The sequence below is a fragment of the Thalassospira xiamenensis M-5 = DSM 17429 genome, assembly GCF_000300235.2.
Taxonomy (GTDB): Bacteria; Pseudomonadota; Alphaproteobacteria; order Rhodospirillales; family Thalassospiraceae; genus Thalassospira; species Thalassospira xiamenensis.
The window spans coordinates 4216290-4234195 of record NZ_CP004388.1; the positions used below are offsets into that span (position 1 = coordinate 4216290).

Genomic DNA, 17906 nt, shown 5'->3' on the forward strand with positions numbered 1-17906 from the left:
AGCCCGCCTGCACCGTCGGGGCAAGTTATAGGGCAGCAATATCTGGCAGGATTTCCAAAATCCGTTCGATTTCAGCAGCTTGTGATTTCAACGACAAAATCCACCAAACATGCAGACAGCCATTTATCCGAAACTGGCTCTTTCCCCCCTGCCCGAAAGCCGCTATTTCAGGCAGACGAGCAAACCAAGGAGAAACCATGCGTCCAATTCCCCAGCGTATCGCCGAAGAACTTTCATGCCGGCCGGAACAGGTCATTGCCACCATCGAGATGCTCAATGAGGGCTCCACCGTTCCATTCATTGCGCGCTACCGCAAAGAAAAAACCGGCGGTCTTGATGATACCCAACTTCGTACGCTGGAAGAACGCCTGCGCTATCTGACCGAACTGGAAGAACGCCGTTCAAGCGTGCTTGAAAGCATCCGCGAACAGGAAAAACTGACGCCGGAACTTGAAAAGGCCATCAACGAGGCAGATACCAAAACCCGCCTTGAAGATTTGTACCTGCCCTATAAGAAAAAGCGCCGCACCAAGGCCCAGATCGCTCGCGAAGCCGGGCTGGAGCCGCTGGCGGATGATCTGTACGGCAATCCGAACCTTGATCCGGAAACCGAAGCCGCCAAATATGTCGATGCCGAAAAAGGCGTCGAAGATACCAAGGCCGCCCTTGATGGTGCCCGTCAGATCCTGATGGAACGCTTTGCCGAGGACGCCGATCTGGTCGCCAAGCTGCGCGATCTTTTGTGGAATGACGGTGAAATCAGCGCAAGCGTGATCGATGGCAAACAGACCGAAGGCGCCAAGTTTTCCGACTATTTCGAACATTCCGAAAAAATCAAAACCTGCCCGTCACATCGCGCACTGGCGCTGTTCAGGGGACGCAATGAAAACATCCTGCAACTTAAACTGACCCTGGGGGCCGCCGACGAAGACCGCCCCCGCACCGAACAGGGCCGGGCCGAGATCATGATTTCCGCCCATGTCGGTATTGCCGACCGTGGCCGTGCCGCGGACAAATGGCTGGTGGATACGGTTCGCTGGACCTGGCGGGTCAAACTGTCGCTATCCATCGAACTTGACCTGTTCGGCACCCTTCGTGACCGCGCCGAAGAAGACGCGATCAAGGTCTTTGCCGATAACCTCAAGGACCTGTTGCTTGCCGCACCTGCCGGGCAAAAGGCCACCATGGGTCTTGATCCGGGGGTCCGTACCGGTGTCAAGGTTGCCGTGATTGATGCCACCGGCAAAATGGTTGATACCGCAACCGTTTACCCGTTCCAGCCACGCAATGACGTCGAAGGCGCGCTGAATACGCTGGCGGCCCTTGCCGCCCGCCACAAGATCGAACTGATCGCGATTGGCAATGGCACCTATTCGCGTGAAACCGACGATCTCGCCGGTCAGTTACTCAAACGCTTCCCGGCCCTTAAGGCGACCAAGGTCATCGTCAACGAATCCGGTGCATCGATCTATTCCGCATCGCAATTTGCCGCCGAAGAATTCCCCGATCTGGATGTGTCGCTGCGTGGGGCAGTATCCATCGCGCGCCGCCTGCAGGACCCGTTGGCGGAACTGGTGAAGATCGAACCAAAATCCATTGGTGTCGGGCAGTATCAGCACGACGTATCGGAAACCAAGCTTGCCAAATCACTTGATGCCGTGGTCGAGGATTGCGTGAACGGGGTGGGTGTTGACCTCAATACCGCGTCTATTCCGCTTCTGACCCGTGTTGCCGGACTTTCGGAAACACTGGCGCGCAATATTGTCGGTTATCGCGATATCAATGGCGCGTTCCGGTCGCGTGCGGACTTGCGCAAGGTCGAACGTCTGGGCCCAAAAGCGTTCGAACAATGTGCGGGATTTTTGCGCATCCGCGGCGGTGAAAACCCGCTTGATGCATCGGCCGTTCACCCGGAGGCCTATAAACTGGTGGAACGTATCAGCACCCGTTCCAACAAACCGCTGGCAGAGCTGATTGGCGACTCGCCCTTCATCAAAACCCTGCGCCCGGATGACTATGCCGATGATGTGTTCGGGGTTCCGACGATCCGCGACATTCTGGCCGAGCTTGATAAACCCGGCCGCGATCCGCGCCCGGAATTCAAAACCGCAAAATTCACCGACGGCGTGAACGAGATCAAGGACCTCAAGACCGGCATGAAGCTTGAAGGTACCGTCACCAACGTCACCAATTTCGGGGCGTTCGTGGATATCGGTGTCCATCAGGACGGGTTGGTGCATATTTCACAACTGGCCGACAAATTCGTTTCCGACCCGCGTGAAGTCGTCAAGGCAGGCCAGATCGTGTCGGTTACCGTCATGGAAGTGGACGCCCCGCGCAAACGTATCGGCCTGTCGATGAAATCCGCACCAGACTATGAAGGCACCCGTGAAAAGCGTACCGAGTCCCGTGGCAATCAAAGCAATACCGGCCATCAGGCCCGCGGCAACACCGGGCGAAACAACCAGCACGGCGGAAATTATCAAAGCAGTCCGCGTAACAATCAAGGCAGTGCCGGAAATGACGGTGGTGCGATGGCCGCCGCACTCAAGGCCGCGATGGAACGCCGAAAGTAATGATTTCATAAAAATTTCGCGCACGATCTGATTGTAGAAAGCCCCCTAACCTTTTGTTCAGGGGGCTTTTTACCTGTGACAGATGGAAAATCGAAACATTCGGCACGGAAATGCCGCATTTGCGCCGCCATTTTCCCGTCTTCACCGCGCATCTTTACTTCACCAAAAAGAAGCGCGAGGAAACAACATGTTTAGATCTTTGCGCAGCAAGCCGGTTGTAATCGCCCTCGTCGGAGTTTTGACAGTGACGACAGCCGCACTGGCTGCAATCCGCGTCGCACCGAAAGCGACCACCGACAGTGTCACCATCCATGCAGATCAGCCGAAAGGCGAAGTCATCCTGTCCTTTCAGGACGGATCGATTGCGCTGAACAAAGATTGCGGCTCTTTTCCGTGCCGTATCGATATTTCCCGCCTGCAAAAGGGGGAATATGACGTGATGATCCGCAATGGCACCGATATTCAGAACATGGTCAGCCTTTATAAGGAATAGCAGGCTGACCGGTTATCCGGCTCGGGGTACATGACGCCCGATAGCAGAAGCCTGTCGGGCAGACATTCGCAGAATTCAAAATATTTTCGCATCCATGGAACGATGCGCGCCTCAGCTTGTTTAAAGGGTATGGAATATCGCAAAGCCGTCCAAGGCATTGCGCGCTGCTTCCTTTGACCTAGATAAAGGCCGAGGATTAAGACCACGAGGTTTTCCATCATGCCCGTTTCCGAACCAGCCAAAAGGCAATGATCATCCATAGCAACAAGTTTTCCAACAGGTTGCATGGGATTTTCACTTTTACGGCAGGTGGTAATGGGGATATGTTGCGGAAGCCCTGTGCTGACCGCACAAACCAATAACGAAAGTCGAGGATGTATCATGGCTCTTGAACTCCCTGCACTCCCTTATGCTTATGACGCGCTTGCACCGGTCATGTCGGCTGAAACCCTTGAGTTTCACCATGACAAACACCACAACGCCTATGTTGTGAACGGCAACAAGCTGCTCGAAGGTTCCGGCCTTGAAGGCAAGTCGCTCGAAGAAATCGTTGTTGCATCCTATGGCGATGCATCCAAAGCCGGCCTGTTCAACAACGCTGCCCAGCACTGGAACCATATCGAGTTCTGGCAGATGATGAAGAAAAATGGCGGCGGCAACATTCCGGGCGAACTGGAAAAGAAAATCGTTGAAGATTTCGGCTCTGTCGATGCCTTCAAGGAAGCCTTCATTCAGGCTGGCGTGACCCAGTTCGGTTCGGGCTGGTGCTGGCTGGCACTCGATAAATCCGGCAAGCTGGTCGTAACCAAAACCCCGAATGCGGAAAACCCGCTGGTCCACGGTCAGACCCCGCTGCTCGGTTGCGATGTCTGGGAACACTCCTACTACATCGATTACCGCAACGCGCGCCCGGACTATGTCAAAGCGTTCATCAACGACCTGGTTAACTGGGAATATGTTGCAGAGCGTTTCTCGAAGGCTGGCTAATTTAGTCAAAACCTACAGAAAAACGATTAAAAGCGGCCCCTTTTGGGTCGCTTTTTCGTTTTGAAGGGAAGCGTAACTAGACAAAATGCCACCAAAAATTGATTCACAAATTAATTTATCACTCTTAGGATACATTCGCGATCAATGATAGGTGTTGCGAATGGCTAAGCTAACTCTGAGCAAATATGCCCCCCCTACTCCCGATGCTGACTTTGTGCTGTATATCGATTTTAAAAAAGGAGAGGGCTCCCCAACTCGTATTTTTTCAGCTGCAACAGAATTTATTCATGCATTTGAAAAGCTTGACAAGGTTCTGAGCGCATCAATCGATACTAGCATCAGACCTGCAATGATTCTTGAGGACATCGAAGTTGGTTCTCTGAAAATTTGGCTGAGAAATGCTCTTGAGGCCACAGACGATCAATCATTGAGAGACCTTGAATGGCGTAAAATTGTCGGAGCCTATTTATTATCCGCAAAGTACGCCGTTTTATCTTGGATTGATGATGACAAAGCTCCGCGCAGTCTCCCGGGACTTAGAAAACAATTACAGCAATTGGCCGCAGAAACAGATGTAAGGCATCTGCCGGACTATTCACCACCGGATCCAATCGGCTTAATTGAAGCCGCTAAGCAAATTCAAACGGCAAAAGATTTACTTGATCCTAAGGATCGAGTGATATTTCAGAACGCTGATCACGAGATAGAGATAAACATGAGCGTTCGCCTAGAAGCCGACAAACTTGCCGAACTTGCGACAAAAGAAACCATTAGAGTTCCTCCCGCCCCTATGATTTTAGCCGTCAAAAAACCGGACTATCTTGGCAACTCAAAATGGGAATTTCGCCATGGTAGAAAACCAATTTTTGCGAAAATTGAGGATGAGGAATTCTTGTCCAACTTCCAAAACCGAGAAACAGACGTACGCCCAGGAGACGCTTTGCGATGCCAAGTTTCAGTAGAGATGAAGTATGGCTTCGATAATGAATTAATATCTGAAAACTTTATTATTACCGAGGTTTCTGAAGTTCTTGATGATAGACCGTTTCAGAGTAGTTTCCTCTAGATACAAAAAAACCCGTCGGCAAACCAACGGGGTTTGATATCAAAGCTGATCAAACGCGTAATCAGATATCGAACTTAATCCCCTGCGCCAACGGCAACTCGCGGCAATAGTTGATCGTGTTGGTCGCACGGCGCGTGTAGCTTTTCCATCCGTTCGAACCGAGCAAAGGCCATCACTTCTCGATGATCAGAACTCATCCGGCCAACGGCGTGCGGCATGCAAGACGGCAATGACTGTGACCGTGTTGTCGCCAAGGCAATAGGCCACAAGATACGGTGTGCCGTTCACAATCATCTCGCGGGTTCGCGCCACGCGGCCAACCCGTCCGATAAACGGGTGAGTCGCAAGTTGGGAAACCGACCCGGCAATCAATTGGTATGTCTTTAGTGCTGCGACTGGATTGCGTTCATCAATATAGTCAACAATATCGCGTAAATCCTCGACCGCCCGGCTGTCCCATTCGATCTTCATCCAGCTTCTTTATCGGCAAAGCGTTGATCAAACGTGGCAAGCACATCCTCATGCGATATCAGGACGGCTTTGTCTGCTTCGAGACTTTCGGCACGCTCGGCAATCAGGTTCACCTGCCATTCCTGATGATCGGCATATTGCCGAAGGGCATCGTTGATGATGCTTGAACGCGTCTGACCAAAGGCATCTGCAAGCTTGTCCAACCGTTGGCGCAGATCGGGATCGACGCGTACCGCCACTGTATCCTTGCTCATGACCGGACTCCTGTTTGCTTTGTCATACAACGTATTCTATCGCATTTTCACCCAAACAAAAACACCGCCGGTTTCCCGACGGTGTTTCATGTTCAAAACCGATCAAACACGTGATCAGATATCGAACTTGATCCCCTGCGCCAGCGGCAATTCACGGGAATAGTTGATCGTGTTGGTCGCACGGCGCATATAGCCTTTCCATGCGTCCGAACCCGATTCACGTCCGCCACCGGTTTCTTTTTCGCCACCAAACGCACCGCCGATTTCCGCACCCGACGGGCCGATATTGACGTTGGCAATACCGCAATCCGAACCAACAGCAGACAGGAACAGTTCGGTTTCACGCAGATCGGTCGAGAAGATGCAGGATGACAGGCCCTGTGGCACACCGTTCTGAAGCGCAATGGCTTCTTCAAGCGTTTCATAGGTCATGACATACAGGATCGGTGCAAAGGTCTCGTGGCGCACGGTTTCGGTCTGGGACGGCATTTCAACAACCGCCGGGGTGACGTAATAGGCATTCGGATACTGATCGGCCAACACGCGTTCACCACCATGGACCGTACCGCCGTCTTTCTTGGCATTGGAAAGCGCGGTCTGCATGTTGTTAAAGCTGTCCTCGTCAATCAGCGGGCCAACAAGCGTGCCATCGGCAAGCGGATCACCGATTTTGACAGACTTGTAGGCAGCAACGATTTTCGGCAGCAATTCGTCTTTGACGTCCTTATGGACAATCACGCGACGCAAGGATGTGCAACGCTGACCACATGTCCCAACCGCCGAGAAGACAACCGCGCGCACGGTCATATCAAGATCGGCAGACGGGGTAACAATCATCGCATTGTTGCCACCCAGTTCCAGGATGGTCCGGCCAAAACGTTCCGCCACACGCGGTGCAACTTCGCGGCCCATACGGGTTGAACCGGTTGCCGAAACAAGTGCGACATCATGGCTGTCGGTAAGGGCTTCGCCAATGCGGCGATCACCGATCACCACCTGATGCAGACCTTCCGGCGCATCACCGAATTTCGCCAATGCCTTTTCAAAGATTTTCTGGCAGGCAAGCGCCACAACCGGGGTTTTTTCCGACGGTTTCCAGATCACCGAGTTCCCGCAAACCAATGCAAGGGCTGTGTTCCATGACCAGACGGCAACCGGGAAGTTAAACGCCGAAATAACACCAACAACACCCAACGGATGCCAGTTTTCCATCATTTTATGGCCCGGACGTTCGGACGCGATGGTCAAACCGTAAAGCTGACGGGACAGGCCGACGGCGAAATCGCAGATATCGATCATTTCCTGAACTTCGCCAAGACCTTCCTGATAGATCTTGCCGCATTCAAGCGACACCAGACGCCCCAGCGGTTCCTTGGCCGCGCGCAGTTCTTCGCCCAGAAGACGGGCCAGTTCACCGCGACGCGGGCCGGGCACCTGACGCCACTGGGCAAATGCCTTTTTCGAACGCGCAATGATGTCGTTCATTTCCGACGGGTCGGTCTCGGCAACAGCCGCGATTTCAGAACCGTCAACCGGGGTCTGAACCTTAAGCGTACCATTGGAAATCTCGGCCTCGGACAGGCCCAGTTCGGTCAGAATGTTTTTGAAACTCACGGTTAAGCTCCCTTCTTTTTGAATTTTACGGCAATCACGACCGGTCATCCGCATCCGACACCGCTGCCAGTTTTGGCAACACCTTGCCGATGATGGCAAAGGCTTCATCGACCTGTTCGAACGGAATGGTCAGCGGGGCCAGAAGGCGCACCACATTGGCGTGTTCACCACTTGGCATCAACAATAGCCCGCTCGCACGGGCCAGTTGCAATAATGTTTGCAGTCGTTTTGGCGACGGGGTGCCGTCATCTGCAATCAGTTCAAAGGCACGCATCGCACCAATACCGCGCATCGCACCGATCACATGCCCACCGGGCAAATCACGCAGCCAGGCAATATGGGTGGCATATTTTTCGCCAAGCTGCCTGGAACGGTGCAAAATATCGTCTTTTTCCAGTACTTCAAACACACCGGTCGCCGCCGCACAGGCCACCGGATTGCCGGAATAAGTCCCGCCCAGGCCACCGGGCATCAGGGCATTCATCACATCCTCCGCCCCCGTGATCGCAGCCAGCGGAAAACCACCACCAATGCCCTTGCCCATTACGACGATGTCGGGGCAGACATTGGCATGCTCGATGGCAAACATCTTACCCGTCCGGCCAAAGCCCGACTGGATTTCATCGGCGATCAGAACCATGCCATTGGCATCGCAAAGACGGCGCAGTTCGACAAGAAATTCCGCGTCGCACGCCCGAAAACCGCCCTCGCCCTGTACAGGTTCGATCACCACGGCACCGATGCTTCCGGGGTCAACTGATACGGCAAACAATCTGGCGATGGCATCCATTGCATCGGCCACCGATACACCGGTTTCACGGCAGGGATATGGCAAATGGTAAACCGGCCCCGGAAGCGGCCCCAATCCGGTCTTGTAGGGTTTGGTTTTACCCGTCAGCGCAAGGGTCGCAAGGGTCCGGCCATGAAACGCGCCTTCGAAAGCGATAACCCCCGTCCGGCCGGTAAAGGCACGGGCAAGTTTCAGGGTATTTTCCATCGCCTCGGCCCCGGAATTGGTCAGCATCGATTTTGCCGGACCTTCGATCGGGCAGTTTTGCGCCAGCCAATCGGTTACCGCGACATAAGGTTCATGAGGCAACGCGTTAAAGCACGAATGGGTAAAACGTTCGCACTGGTCCGCCACACGGGCCATGACGACCGGATTGCGATGCCCGGTATTCAGCACCCCGATCCCGCCGATGAAATCGATATAACGATTGCCATCAATATCCCAGGCTTCGGCATTAAGCGCCCGGTCGAGATAAATCGGGTGCAGAGTACGAATACCATTTGAAACACTGTGTTTCTGGCGTGCCGTGACGGTGGCAGCGTCCATCACGGCATCAGGCGTCTGGTTTGTCATATCGTCACGGGGCATGTGGGGTTGCTCCGGCTTTCATCGTTAAGATAGTGATCTCGAATATTCGTTTCGAAACCGATTTAAATCACGTTCAGTTCCAGAACCGGGGCATTGTCGCGGATACGCTCATATCCGAACACCGACATATCAAGTGTCTGGTAATGGCCTGCGACGATCAGTTCCGAAAGACCACGGCCAACTGCCGGGCTTTGCTGCAATCCATGGCCCGAAAATCCATTGGCAAAGAAGAAGTTCTTTACCTCTGGATGCGGACCAATGATCGCGTTCTGATCAAGCAGGTTATAGGAATAATGCCCGGCCCAGGCATTGACCATCTTGATCGCCTCGAACCGTTCGCAACGCTCGTACAGACCCGGCCAGATGATATCGTCAAACAGGCTGTAATCGACGTCAAAGTCCCAGCATTCCGGGTCACGATCCGCAGGCGGCGCAATCCCGGTAATGAAAAGATCACCTTCGGGACGGACATAAAGGCCACTTGGATCAATCAGCATCGGACAGGCCGCGTTAATGTCGGCCGCATCCCGGCAATCAAACACAAAGATGCACCGTTTGCGCGGCTCCACCGGGATTTCAAGCCCCGCCATGCGGGCAACTTTTGACCCACCGGTTCCCGCTGCATTAATCAGCGCCCCGCAGCCAAACCGCCGCCCGTCTTTCAGAACCACACCAGTGATCTGATTGCCATCGCGCAGGACTTCGACAACTTCGCCGTCGATATAATCAGCCCCTTGGCGGCGGGCCTGTTTGCGGAAGGATTGCATCAGGGAATAGGCATCAAACCAGCCTTCCCCGGTGCGGCCCCAGCAGGCAGCCGCCAGATCGGATGTGTTCATCCACGGATATTTGGCGGCCAGTTCATCGGGCTCCATCCAGACGATATCAGCCCCCAATTTGGTCTGGGTTGCGTGATTCTGTCGCAGGATATCGCGGCCGGACTCGGTCGCCAGAACCAGATAGCCCTTTTCATGGAAGGAAATATCAACTTCGGGATCAAGATCGCGTTTCAGGTTGCGCAGGAATTCAATGCCAAAACCCGACATTTCAATATTGATCGGGGTCGAAAACTGCTGACGGATCGATGCCGCCGACAGGGTTGTCGAACAGAATTCATAATTCGGGTCTTTTTCAATGACCAGAACCCGGCCCTTGAAATCATCCCGGCCGGTCAAAAACCACGCGGCGGAGCTTCCGATAACTGCCCCGCCAACAATGATGACATCATAATTTTCGTCCACTGAACCCATGATCGCCTGCCACCCGATAGAATGTTTTGAAACCGGAACGGTACAATCCGTTCCGGCATTCCGGTCTTTTTGCTTCCTTATGCCGCCTTGCTTCCGGCGGTCATCTTAAAGATGCCCTGTGCATTGCTGCTGTCAAATCGAAGATCCAGTTTTTGCTCCCCGGTCGTCTCGTCACGCACGTGATCACGGCTGATGAATTCATAAAAGGAACCGGGCACATCGCGGGTCACCAGATCGCCATTGGCATCACGCATCTGACGCAGAACACGGGTTGCCTTGAACGCGGTCTGACGCACCGATCCGGTGCTGGAAATCTCGACCTTCTCCTTCATCGGGCGGCCTTTGGCACGCTGTTCGTCGGCGACCGCCTCGATATCGTCAACCCGATCCGTTGCATGGTTGAACGCATTGCCTTCGGTCGAAATCCACGCCATTTCGGCGGATTCAGCCAACAGGACCTCATAATCGGCCTCGGCTACCGGGCCGTGCTGCGCGCCGAAACATTTGACCAGAACCGGCAGAAGCTTGGTCGCATCGGCAAAGCCGATATTGCCGTTAGCAGCCAGTTGATCCAGCAGGACCTTGGCACCGGGCGACAGCGGATCAACCGATTTGCCAACCGTATTGGCAACCGCCTGCTGAAAGGCGGGGCTGAATTCTTCGACATGAAGCTCGGACACAAAGAACTGCGCGATCAGTTCCGGTTCATCTGCATGACAAAATGCCCGACCCGTCATTTTCAAACGCGACAGCGGATAAACACCGGCAATATCGAACCCAAGCGGGGCCAGGATGCGTGCCATGGCAACATGACCGCGCGGCAATGCGCCGGTTGCGGGGCCATCGACGGTACGAATGGCACCATGATCGAAAATGATCGGCTCGCCCGCCGCCAGCTTATCCTCGGAATAGGCTTTGCCTTCGGGAACGGCTTCCAGCAGACCATCAAACAGGATCATGTTAAGCGCCTGCGCCATCGTCAGGCGGCTGACTTTTCCGGCCTCATTCGCAGGATCGGCCAAAAGCCGGTCATTCACATCAATCATCCGAAACAGATAATCGGCCTTTGTCTCGCCAATAACGGCCTTAAGCACCGCGCCAAGCTGGCTGTCTAGCGGGGATTTAACTGGCTGGGGCATTTCTGCCTCTCCTTCCGTAATATTATCAATTACCCGATCAATTTTACTGTCCGGAAGGATCATGTGGTGGCACGAGGGGTTCCGAACCATTGAAATGCTAAGACTTGGCAGGAAATCTAACAAACGATATATTCGCACCATATCATTCCATTTGGTAATGAACTTTGGGATCAAAACATATGCGTCGCGTCCTGCCGTCCCTCACTGCCCTGCAATTTTTCGAAAGCTCCGCCCGGCATCTCAGCTTTACCCGTGCGGCAGAGGAACTGAACGTGACGCAAAGCGCGATCAGCCGCCAGATCCGCGCACTTGAGGAATATCTGGGCCGGGATCTTTTTCGTCGGGTGAAAAAACGCCTGAAACTGACGGCGGCGGGCGAAGCCTATGCCGCACAGGTGCGCGACCTTCTCGACCGGGCAGAAGCCGCAACCTTGCAGGTCATGGCCTATTCCGATGCGGGCGGGATGCTGAATGTCGGGACATTGCCGACCTTTGGCGCACGCTGGCTGGTGCCGCGACTGGGGGATTTCAAAACCACGTGGCCCGATATCCAGCTTAACCTGATCACCCAGACCCGCGAATTCAACTTCACCCGCGAAGGCATCGATATCGCCATCCATTTTGGCGAGGACAACATGCCCGGCTGCGTGTTTCACCGCCTGATGGGCGAAACCCTGATTGCGGTTTGCGCGCCCAAAATCCTTAAGGAAAATGACGATCTGCCGATTGCACGTGAACGGGTCCGCAATTGCACCCTGTTGCAACATTCCACCCGTCCCCGCGCCTGGCAGGACTGGCTGGCGGCAACCGGCGTTGCGGTTGTGGATGAACTGGCCGGTCCCAGGTTTGAACATTTCCATATGGTCATCCAGGCCGCTGTTGCCGGATTGGGGCTGGCTCTTCTGCCGGAATTTCTGGTGCGCGAAGAACTTGATAACGGGCGGCTTGTCGCCCCGTTTGACGTATCGATCCCCAACCGGCATGCCTATTACGTTGTTTATCCCGAAGAAAAGGAAAACAACTTTGCGGTTCGCGCCTTCCGCGACTGGATCATCGCGACATGCAGGTCGGAATCAGCACAATCAAACGCCGCATGACATTCTTCAACGGATATATCCCGACAACGAATTTTATTGCCGATTGAATTCACGCCCCCTAAAGTTCCCATCCATATGTATAAGAGCCGCCATTCAGGCGGTCAGGCCGGGGCATCCGTTGCAGGATGTTCAGACAGGGGTGGCCCTTCGGGGAATGACTGGGGTATAGGGAAATGGTTGTGTCACAACTGGAAAACCGTCTGGCGATTTACAACATCCTGCCGGAAACATTTGGTGCCCTTCGCAAGGCATCAGGACTGATCCACGATAAATCGGCCCAACGCGCCGAGACATTTTACCGGACCATCAGCCAAAGCGAAGATCTGAAATCCGATCCCCTTTCAAACGCCACCATTACATCCCTGATAAAAACGCTTCAAAACCACTGGACCCAATTGTTTGATGGCAAGATCGACGAAGATTTCGTCAAGCAGGCCAACCGGATCGGCCAGACCCACGAAACCCACGGCATTACCCCAAAACTTTATATCGCGACCTACAATGCGATCACCGATGCCCTGATCGAGGCCATCATAACCCGCTTTCGCTGGAACGCCGGTCAGGCGGCAAACATCGTCACCTCGCTCACCTCGGTCATGCTGCTCGATATCGAACTGACGCTGACCGCCTATTGCGATGCCAGTGCTGTCAAACGCCACAACGCATCGGAAAATGCCTTCGCCGATCAGCAGCTTGATCGCACGATGGATTTGTCCGTCGCAATCAATCAAAGTGCCGTATCAAATGCCCGCATGATGAATGTGATCGAGGATGTCGACCGCAAGGCGCAATCGATTTCGGCCGCTATTGATCAGATGGTCTCGGGCATCAGTCACATCGCCGAAAATGGCCGCGCTGCTGCCGATAACGCGACCGATGCCATCACCGCCACCCGCAACGGCCAGCAAACCGTCAAGGAAGCTGTCGGCAGCATGGATGACATCGCACATGCGGTGTCGGACGCATCCGGCCGGGTCGATGCCCTGGCCGAGGCATCGGAAAAAATCGGCGAGATCGTCGCCTCCATCGAAGCAATTGCCGCCGAAACCAACCTTCTGGCGCTCAACGCTACAATCGAGGCCGCCCGCGCGGGCGAAGCGGGCAAGGGTTTTGCCGTCGTCGCGGGCGAGGTCAAGGCCCTTAGCCAGCAGACCGCACGCGCGACCGAGGAAATCCGCAGCCGCATCGTCAACCTGCAAGGCGAAACACAGGGCATCGTCGATGCCATGGCACGCGGCAATGATGCCGTATCACGCGGGCAGAATGTGATGAATGATGTTGCCCGCGAAATGGGGGATATCGGCAGCAAGATGGAAGACACCACACGCCGCATTGCCGATATTTCAACCATCCTTGATGAACAGAACAAGGCAACCGATGCCGTCCGCGATGGCATTACCGGTATCGCCGGGCAAACCGGCGGGCAGGTTGCGGCAATCCGCTCGGCCATTGGTGTTATCGGTCAGGTCGAAGGCCTGATCGAAACACAGGTTTCCGAACTGGTTCAGTATGAAATTCCGAACCGCACCATACGAAGTGCCCGCGCCGAACATGCCGTGTTCTTCAAATCCGTTGCCGAATTGCTCGCCGGACTGGGCAGCAGTGCCGATATCCAGATGGGCGATGCCAAAACCTGCCGGTTTGGCAAATGGTATGACAGCCCGGCATCAAAACCGTTCCGCCATCTGCCGTCTTTCGACGCGATCCGGGCACCGCATCTGGCACAACACGAAGCCGGTCATGCGGCAATCACGGCCTTCAGGAACCGCGATATTATTGCCGCGGAAACGGCCTTCGCCCGCATGGAAACTGCGACCCGTGAAGTCCTGCAGAAACTCGATCAACTGGCAAACGAAGCGCGCAATATCACACCACTCGCCGAAGCCGCCGAATAGCCGGCCACGTAAAAAGACCCGAACAGCTTGAAACCTTATCCACCGATCTTGCTGGCAGATCCCGCACGAAGGGCTGCAATCATCTGAATGCACACAATCACGAACAGGAAGGACAAGGCCGCCTCCCAGTTGCCAAGCAGGTCATGCAGGGCTCCAAACAAAACCGGACCGACCGCGGCCAGCAAATAGCCAACCGACTGACACATCCCCGACAACCGCGCCGAAGTTTGCGGGTCCGCCCCGCGGATACCCACCAGCGTCAATGCGATGCTGATCATCGCCCCCTGCCCAAGCCCCATGCAGAACGCCCAAAGATAGGGAAGCTCGGTCGTGGCAAAAACAAACCCCGGAATGCCGATCATCAACGGAACGTGCAAAATGACCATCGCCAGTTTCTTGTTGGCGATTTTCGAATAGATCAGCGGTGCGGCAAACGCGGCCGGGATACCAAACACATTAAAGATGGTTAGCAAAGTTGCGGCCTCCCCCTCGGAAATGCCGCTATCGATGAAGACCTTCGCGACCCATGCCGTGCCGGTATAAAACATCAGCGACTGGCACCCGAAAAACAGCGCAAGCCACCATGCCTCGGCATTTTTCCACAGGGAAACCTGTGTGACAGAAACGGGTGCTGGGCCCTTATGTCGATAACGCAACATTGGCAACCACAACAGGAAGGCAAGGGCGGCAAACACCGCCCAGATCCCCAATGAATAGCGCCAATCACCATCCGCCGCACTTCGTATCGGAATTGCAACGAATGCCGCAACAGTCGCACCCGTTGACATCGTAAAGGTGTAAAGCGCTGTAATCAAAGCAACACGGGTCGGGAAACTGCGCCGCACCAGCGACGGGGTCAGCACGTTTAAAACGGCAATCGCCGACCCCAGAATGATCGTGCCAACAATCATGATGCCATAACTGCCGGTCGCGCGAAGTCCCTGCCCCACCGCAATAAACAGCAACATGGTCAGAAGGGTTGCCTCCAACCCGAACCGCTGGCCAAGGCGCGGCGCAAAGATCGATAACACACCGAAACTAAGAACCGGTATGGTCGTCAACAGCCCAAGCTGCACGCCCGAAAGCTGCAGATCAAGACCGACAATCTCGGCAAGCGGCCCCATGGCAACGATACTGCCGCGCATGTTCGCTGCCAAAAGCAAAAGCGCCAGCAGAAAGCCGATATGCGGACCAAGATGGCGAAATCCGCGTGCCGCAGGATCGGCTGATCGCGTGTTTCCATCCTGCTGCGTTGGGGACACAGCGGGCGAAGCTTCAGACGGTGCAACACCGCCCTGATTTTGGGTCATCGGAATACTCCGGCGAGTGTGGTGGCGGGGAAAGCCTGAGTAACTTTGTTATTCATGCAGAAGAAAGATCGATCAAACCGGCAGAATGCCAATCAGAACACGCATCGCAATCACGACAAACAATATCGCGATGATGCGTTCGATCCACATCGAATGTGCGCGCAGCCATGGCAAAACCGCGCCATGCGACAAGCCGACAGCAACAAGGCAGTACCAGGCGGCATCAATCCCCGCCGCGGTGAAAGCCAGCAGGAATTTACCGCCCCATTCAAATTCCGGGGACACGAACTGACTGAACAGGGCCAGGAAAAACAGCGCAATCTTCGGGTTCAGAAACGCGATCATGAAACCATCGCGGGCCGCCTGCGTCATTGTATCTGCAACCTGCCCACTCTGATCAGATTCGAACCGTGCGCCTGACCCTGCCGCACGCCAGGCCTTGATCGCCAGATAGATCAGATAAAGTGCGCCAAGAACGCTGACGATATTGCGAAATGCCGGAACCGTCTGGAAAAGTATGCCAAGGCCGGTCATGGTGATGACGGCATAAAAACCGACGCCCAATCCATGGGCCACCGCACAGGCAAACCCCGCCTGACGTGATTGCCCGACGGAATATCGCAAAACAACGGCCAGACTGGGGCCGGGCGTCATCGCGCCAAGGATGCAGATTGTCGCAACGGACAACCAGGCCGCAAATGTCATGACGTTTCCCTTGGTCTTTCTGAGATTTTGTTATCGCGCCTAATGCCGCGCCATCAAGCTAGCGGGATGTCTGAACCGTTTCAACGCAAATGATGTTTCAAAATCGCATCAATCACAGGCGAAAACGCGTTCTGAATCAAGGCATTCCCCGATGCCTTTTTCTTACCTTATCTGCCGCACTCTCTCCTTAAAGCCGCCCGATGCCTTCCTTATTGCCCGATCAGACTGTCTGATCGGCGGCGTATCCATTTCCCGGAATGCCACCACGATAAAACAAAATGGGAAGGACACGAGAGATGCGAAACGTAGCTATTACATTGGCCGTTGCCAGCACACTGGGATTGTCGGCCTGCAGCGGTTTGGGTGACAGGGATCAGAAAATGCTGAGCGGTGCCGCCATTGGTGCCGGTGTTGGCGTTGTGGGTACAGCCGTCACGGGCGGATGTATTTCCTGCGGGGCTTTAATTGGCGGGGTCGTTGGCACCGGTGCCGGTTATATCCTTCATGAAAATGAGGAACGCCGGAAGTGACAGGCTTGAAATGGTCCCGACGCATTATGGCCGCTGCGGTCTCTGTTGGCATCGTCGCACCGGTTGCCATTCCGGCGACGGCCTTTGCCGACCCGCCACCCTGGGCACCGGCGCACGGTCATCGTGCAAAGCATAATGATAAACACCACCACCACAGGGATTATGACCGCGGATATCGACCCGACATGTTCGTATCAGACGGGAATTTCCTGCGATGCAACCGCGATGTGATTGGTGCACTGATCGGCGGCGGCGCAGGAACGGCTATCGGATCGACAATCGGCAAAGGCAGCGGGCGTGACGTTGCCATGATTGGCGGTGCGATCCTTGGCCTGCTGGGTGGGTACTCTGTCGGGCAAAGCCTGGATCAGGCCGATGTCGCCTGCACGGGATATGCCCTTCAACAAATTCCGGACGGACAGACCGCCCGATGGATCAACCCGGAGTCGCAACGCCAGTTTGATATGACGCCAACCCGGACATGGCAAAATACGGCGGGACGTTATTGCCGCGAATATACGGCAACAACTGTCATTGGCGGAAATCAGCAGCAAAGCTATGGCACAGCCTGCATGCAACCCGATGGAAGCTGGCAGATCGTATCCTGATATCGCCTGCCGGAAATACGACCTATACGCGTAGTTGTATATTGAAGGACCCGGAATTTCCGGGTCCTTTCTGCTGTCTGGAACCGCAATTTTGCGGTCGATTATTTATCCAGATCAGTGACTTAATAGGAGCCCAACTATCCATATCGTAATTTGTTTTACGTTAACGTCACTTTGCGTTACAGTGCTGACATAAACAGAAAAACAACATCAGCTTCACAGGGAGGCGTTCGTGGAGGATATCCTCGAATCCGTAAAACAGAAACTTCCGCAATTGCGCGGCCTTAATGCCGTGGTTGCCTTTGATTGCGGCGAAGATGGACATATTGTCATTGATGCGACCGGCCCCGAGCCAGAAATCAGCGATGACGATATGAGTGACGCGGACTGCATCCTGAAAATCAAGAAAGCCAATCTGGAAAAGCTCATTGCCGGCAAACTTGATCCCATGCTCGCCTTTACAATGGGCAAGCTCAAGATCAAGGGCTCCATGGGAGTCGCGGCAAAACTTTCATCCATGCTGGATTGATTTC

The 17906-nt window shown here is 54.6% G+C and carries 18 protein-coding genes; 9 read left to right on the forward strand and 9 right to left on the reverse strand.

From position 1 onward, the window contains the following. Positions 1-25: 25 nt before the first annotated feature. Entirely contained in the window at positions 26-199 is a 174-nt protein-coding gene (locus TH3_RS23120) for a hypothetical protein (protein WP_167710591.1), read from the reverse strand. On the opposite strand from TH3_RS23120, the gene TH3_RS19465 reads away from it, so the two are divergent. From TH3_RS19465 to TH3_RS19485, 4 genes are all read left to right on the forward strand, one after another. Next, a complete protein-coding gene (locus TH3_RS19465) occupies positions 198-2576 on the forward strand; it encodes a Tex family protein (RefSeq protein ID WP_007088678.1) in 2379 nt (792 codons plus the stop codon). The genes TH3_RS23120 and TH3_RS19465 overlap by 2 nt on opposite strands. A gap of 187 nt (positions 2577-2763) precedes the next feature. Further along, complete coding sequence (locus TH3_RS19470; protein WP_051682147.1) at positions 2764-3069, forward strand: hypothetical protein; 306 nt, start codon at positions 2764-2766, stop codon at positions 3067-3069. A 381-nt stretch (positions 3070-3450) separates the two neighbouring features. Beyond that, positions 3451-4056, forward strand: a complete 606-nt coding sequence (locus TH3_RS19480) for a superoxide dismutase (protein ID WP_007088675.1) — start codon at positions 3451-3453, stop codon at positions 4054-4056. A gap of 160 nt (positions 4057-4216) precedes the next feature. Next, on the forward strand, positions 4217-5122 hold the full coding sequence (locus TH3_RS19485; RefSeq protein ID WP_007088674.1) for an LAPAL motif-containing putative phage structural protein: 906 nt from the start codon (positions 4217-4219) through the stop codon (positions 5120-5122). 186 nt (positions 5123-5308) lie between these two features. On the opposite strand, the gene TH3_RS19490 is transcribed toward TH3_RS19485, so the two are convergent. The 6 genes from TH3_RS19490 to TH3_RS19515 form a co-directional block, all read right to left on the reverse strand. Further along, positions 5309-5593 (reverse strand): type II toxin-antitoxin system RelE/ParE family toxin, encoded by a 285-nt coding sequence (locus TH3_RS19490; protein ID WP_007088673.1) that lies wholly within the window; start codon positions 5591-5593, stop codon positions 5309-5311. Beyond that, positions 5590-5847, reverse strand: a complete 258-nt coding sequence (locus tag TH3_RS19495; protein ID WP_007088672.1) for a CopG family ribbon-helix-helix protein — start codon at positions 5845-5847, stop codon at positions 5590-5592. Before TH3_RS19495 ends, TH3_RS19490 begins: the two co-directional genes overlap by 4 nt. A 114-nt stretch (positions 5848-5961) precedes the next feature. Continuing rightward, positions 5962-7461, reverse strand: a complete 1500-nt coding sequence (gene amaB, locus TH3_RS19500; protein ID WP_007088671.1) for an L-piperidine-6-carboxylate dehydrogenase — start codon at positions 7459-7461, stop codon at positions 5962-5964. Positions 7462-7495: 34 nt separating this feature from the next. After that, positions 7496-8839, reverse strand: coding sequence for an aspartate aminotransferase family protein (locus tag TH3_RS19505; RefSeq protein WP_007088670.1), 1344 nt, complete (start codon positions 8837-8839; stop codon positions 7496-7498). 62 nt (positions 8840-8901) lie between these two features. After that, entirely contained in the window at positions 8902-10089 is a 1188-nt protein-coding gene (locus TH3_RS19510) for an NAD(P)/FAD-dependent oxidoreductase (protein WP_007088669.1), read from the reverse strand. Between the two features lie 77 nt (positions 10090-10166). Beyond that, positions 10167-11228 carry a DUF1338 domain-containing protein gene (locus tag TH3_RS19515; RefSeq protein WP_007088668.1) on the reverse strand — a complete coding sequence of 354 codons (1062 nt, stop codon included), beginning with the start codon at positions 11226-11228 and terminating at the stop codon, positions 10167-10169. 179 nt (positions 11229-11407) lie between these two features. On the opposite strand from TH3_RS19515, the gene gcvA reads away from it, so the two are divergent. Together gcvA and TH3_RS22515 are read left to right on the forward strand one after the other, a co-directional pair. After that, entirely contained in the window at positions 11408-12325 is a 918-nt protein-coding gene (gene gcvA, locus TH3_RS19520; RefSeq protein WP_007088667.1) for a transcriptional regulator GcvA, read from the forward strand. A 173-nt stretch (positions 12326-12498) separates the two neighbouring features. Continuing rightward, positions 12499-14220, forward strand: coding sequence for a methyl-accepting chemotaxis protein (locus TH3_RS22515; protein ID WP_007088666.1), 1722 nt, complete (start codon positions 12499-12501; stop codon positions 14218-14220). A 35-nt stretch (positions 14221-14255) separates the two neighbouring features. On the opposite strand, the gene TH3_RS19530 is transcribed toward TH3_RS22515, so the two are convergent. Both TH3_RS19530 and TH3_RS19535 read right to left on the reverse strand, forming a co-directional pair. Then, positions 14256-15530, reverse strand: coding sequence for a CynX/NimT family MFS transporter (locus TH3_RS19530; RefSeq protein ID WP_007088665.1), 1275 nt, complete (start codon positions 15528-15530; stop codon positions 14256-14258). Between the two features lie 72 nt (positions 15531-15602). After that, entirely contained in the window at positions 15603-16235 is a 633-nt protein-coding gene (locus TH3_RS19535) for a LysE family translocator (RefSeq protein WP_007088664.1), read from the reverse strand. Positions 16236-16531: 296 nt separating this feature from the next. On the opposite strand from TH3_RS19535, the gene TH3_RS19540 reads away from it, so the two are divergent. From TH3_RS19540 to TH3_RS19550, 3 genes are all read left to right on the forward strand, one after another. Further along, complete coding sequence (locus TH3_RS19540) at positions 16532-16765, forward strand: glycine zipper domain-containing protein (RefSeq protein WP_040060230.1); 234 nt, start codon at positions 16532-16534, stop codon at positions 16763-16765. Further along, positions 16762-17373, forward strand: coding sequence for an RT0821/Lpp0805 family surface protein (locus TH3_RS19545; protein ID WP_007088662.1), 612 nt, complete (start codon positions 16762-16764; stop codon positions 17371-17373). The genes TH3_RS19540 and TH3_RS19545 overlap by 4 nt, the downstream gene beginning before the upstream one ends. A 232-nt stretch (positions 17374-17605) precedes the next feature. Then, the gene (locus TH3_RS19550; RefSeq protein ID WP_007088661.1) at positions 17606-17902 is read left to right on the forward strand and encodes an SCP2 sterol-binding domain-containing protein; all 297 of its coding nucleotides are present in this window, start codon (positions 17606-17608) and stop codon (positions 17900-17902) included. Positions 17903-17906 lie beyond the last annotated feature (4 nt).

Coding starts and splice junctions, on each gene's coding strand:
- TH3_RS19505 (WP_007088670.1), bottom strand. CDS start 8,839: ATGCCCCGTGACGATATGACAAACCAGACGCCTGATGCCGTGATGGAC.
- TH3_RS19495 (WP_007088672.1), bottom strand. CDS start 5,847: ATGAGCAAGGATACAGTGGCGGTACGCGTCGATCCCGATCTGCGCCAA.
- TH3_RS19480 (WP_007088675.1), top strand. CDS start 3,451: ATGGCTCTTGAACTCCCTGCACTCCCTTATGCTTATGACGCGCTTGCA.
- TH3_RS19490 (WP_007088673.1), bottom strand. CDS start 5,593: ATGAAGATCGAATGGGACAGCCGGGCGGTCGAGGATTTACGCGATATT.
- TH3_RS19485 (WP_007088674.1), top strand. CDS start 4,217: ATGGCTAAGCTAACTCTGAGCAAATATGCCCCCCCTACTCCCGATGCT.
- TH3_RS19540 (WP_040060230.1), top strand. CDS start 16,532: ATGCGAAACGTAGCTATTACATTGGCCGTTGCCAGCACACTGGGATTG.
- TH3_RS19535 (WP_007088664.1), bottom strand. CDS start 16,235: ATGACATTTGCGGCCTGGTTGTCCGTTGCGACAATCTGCATCCTTGGC.
- TH3_RS19515 (WP_007088668.1), bottom strand. CDS start 11,228: ATGCCCCAGCCAGTTAAATCCCCGCTAGACAGCCAGCTTGGCGCGGTG.
- gcvA (WP_007088667.1), top strand. CDS start 11,408: ATGCGTCGCGTCCTGCCGTCCCTCACTGCCCTGCAATTTTTCGAAAGC.
- TH3_RS19510 (WP_007088669.1), bottom strand. CDS start 10,089: ATGGGTTCAGTGGACGAAAATTATGATGTCATCATTGTTGGCGGGGCA.
- TH3_RS19465 (WP_007088678.1), top strand. CDS start 198: ATGCGTCCAATTCCCCAGCGTATCGCCGAAGAACTTTCATGCCGGCCG.
- TH3_RS22515 (WP_007088666.1), top strand. CDS start 12,499: ATGGTTGTGTCACAACTGGAAAACCGTCTGGCGATTTACAACATCCTG.
- TH3_RS19470 (WP_051682147.1), top strand. CDS start 2,764: ATGTTTAGATCTTTGCGCAGCAAGCCGGTTGTAATCGCCCTCGTCGGA.
- TH3_RS19530 (WP_007088665.1), bottom strand. CDS start 15,530: ATGACCCAAAATCAGGGCGGTGTTGCACCGTCTGAAGCTTCGCCCGCT.
- TH3_RS23120 (WP_167710591.1), bottom strand. CDS start 199: ATGGTTTCTCCTTGGTTTGCTCGTCTGCCTGAAATAGCGGCTTTCGGG.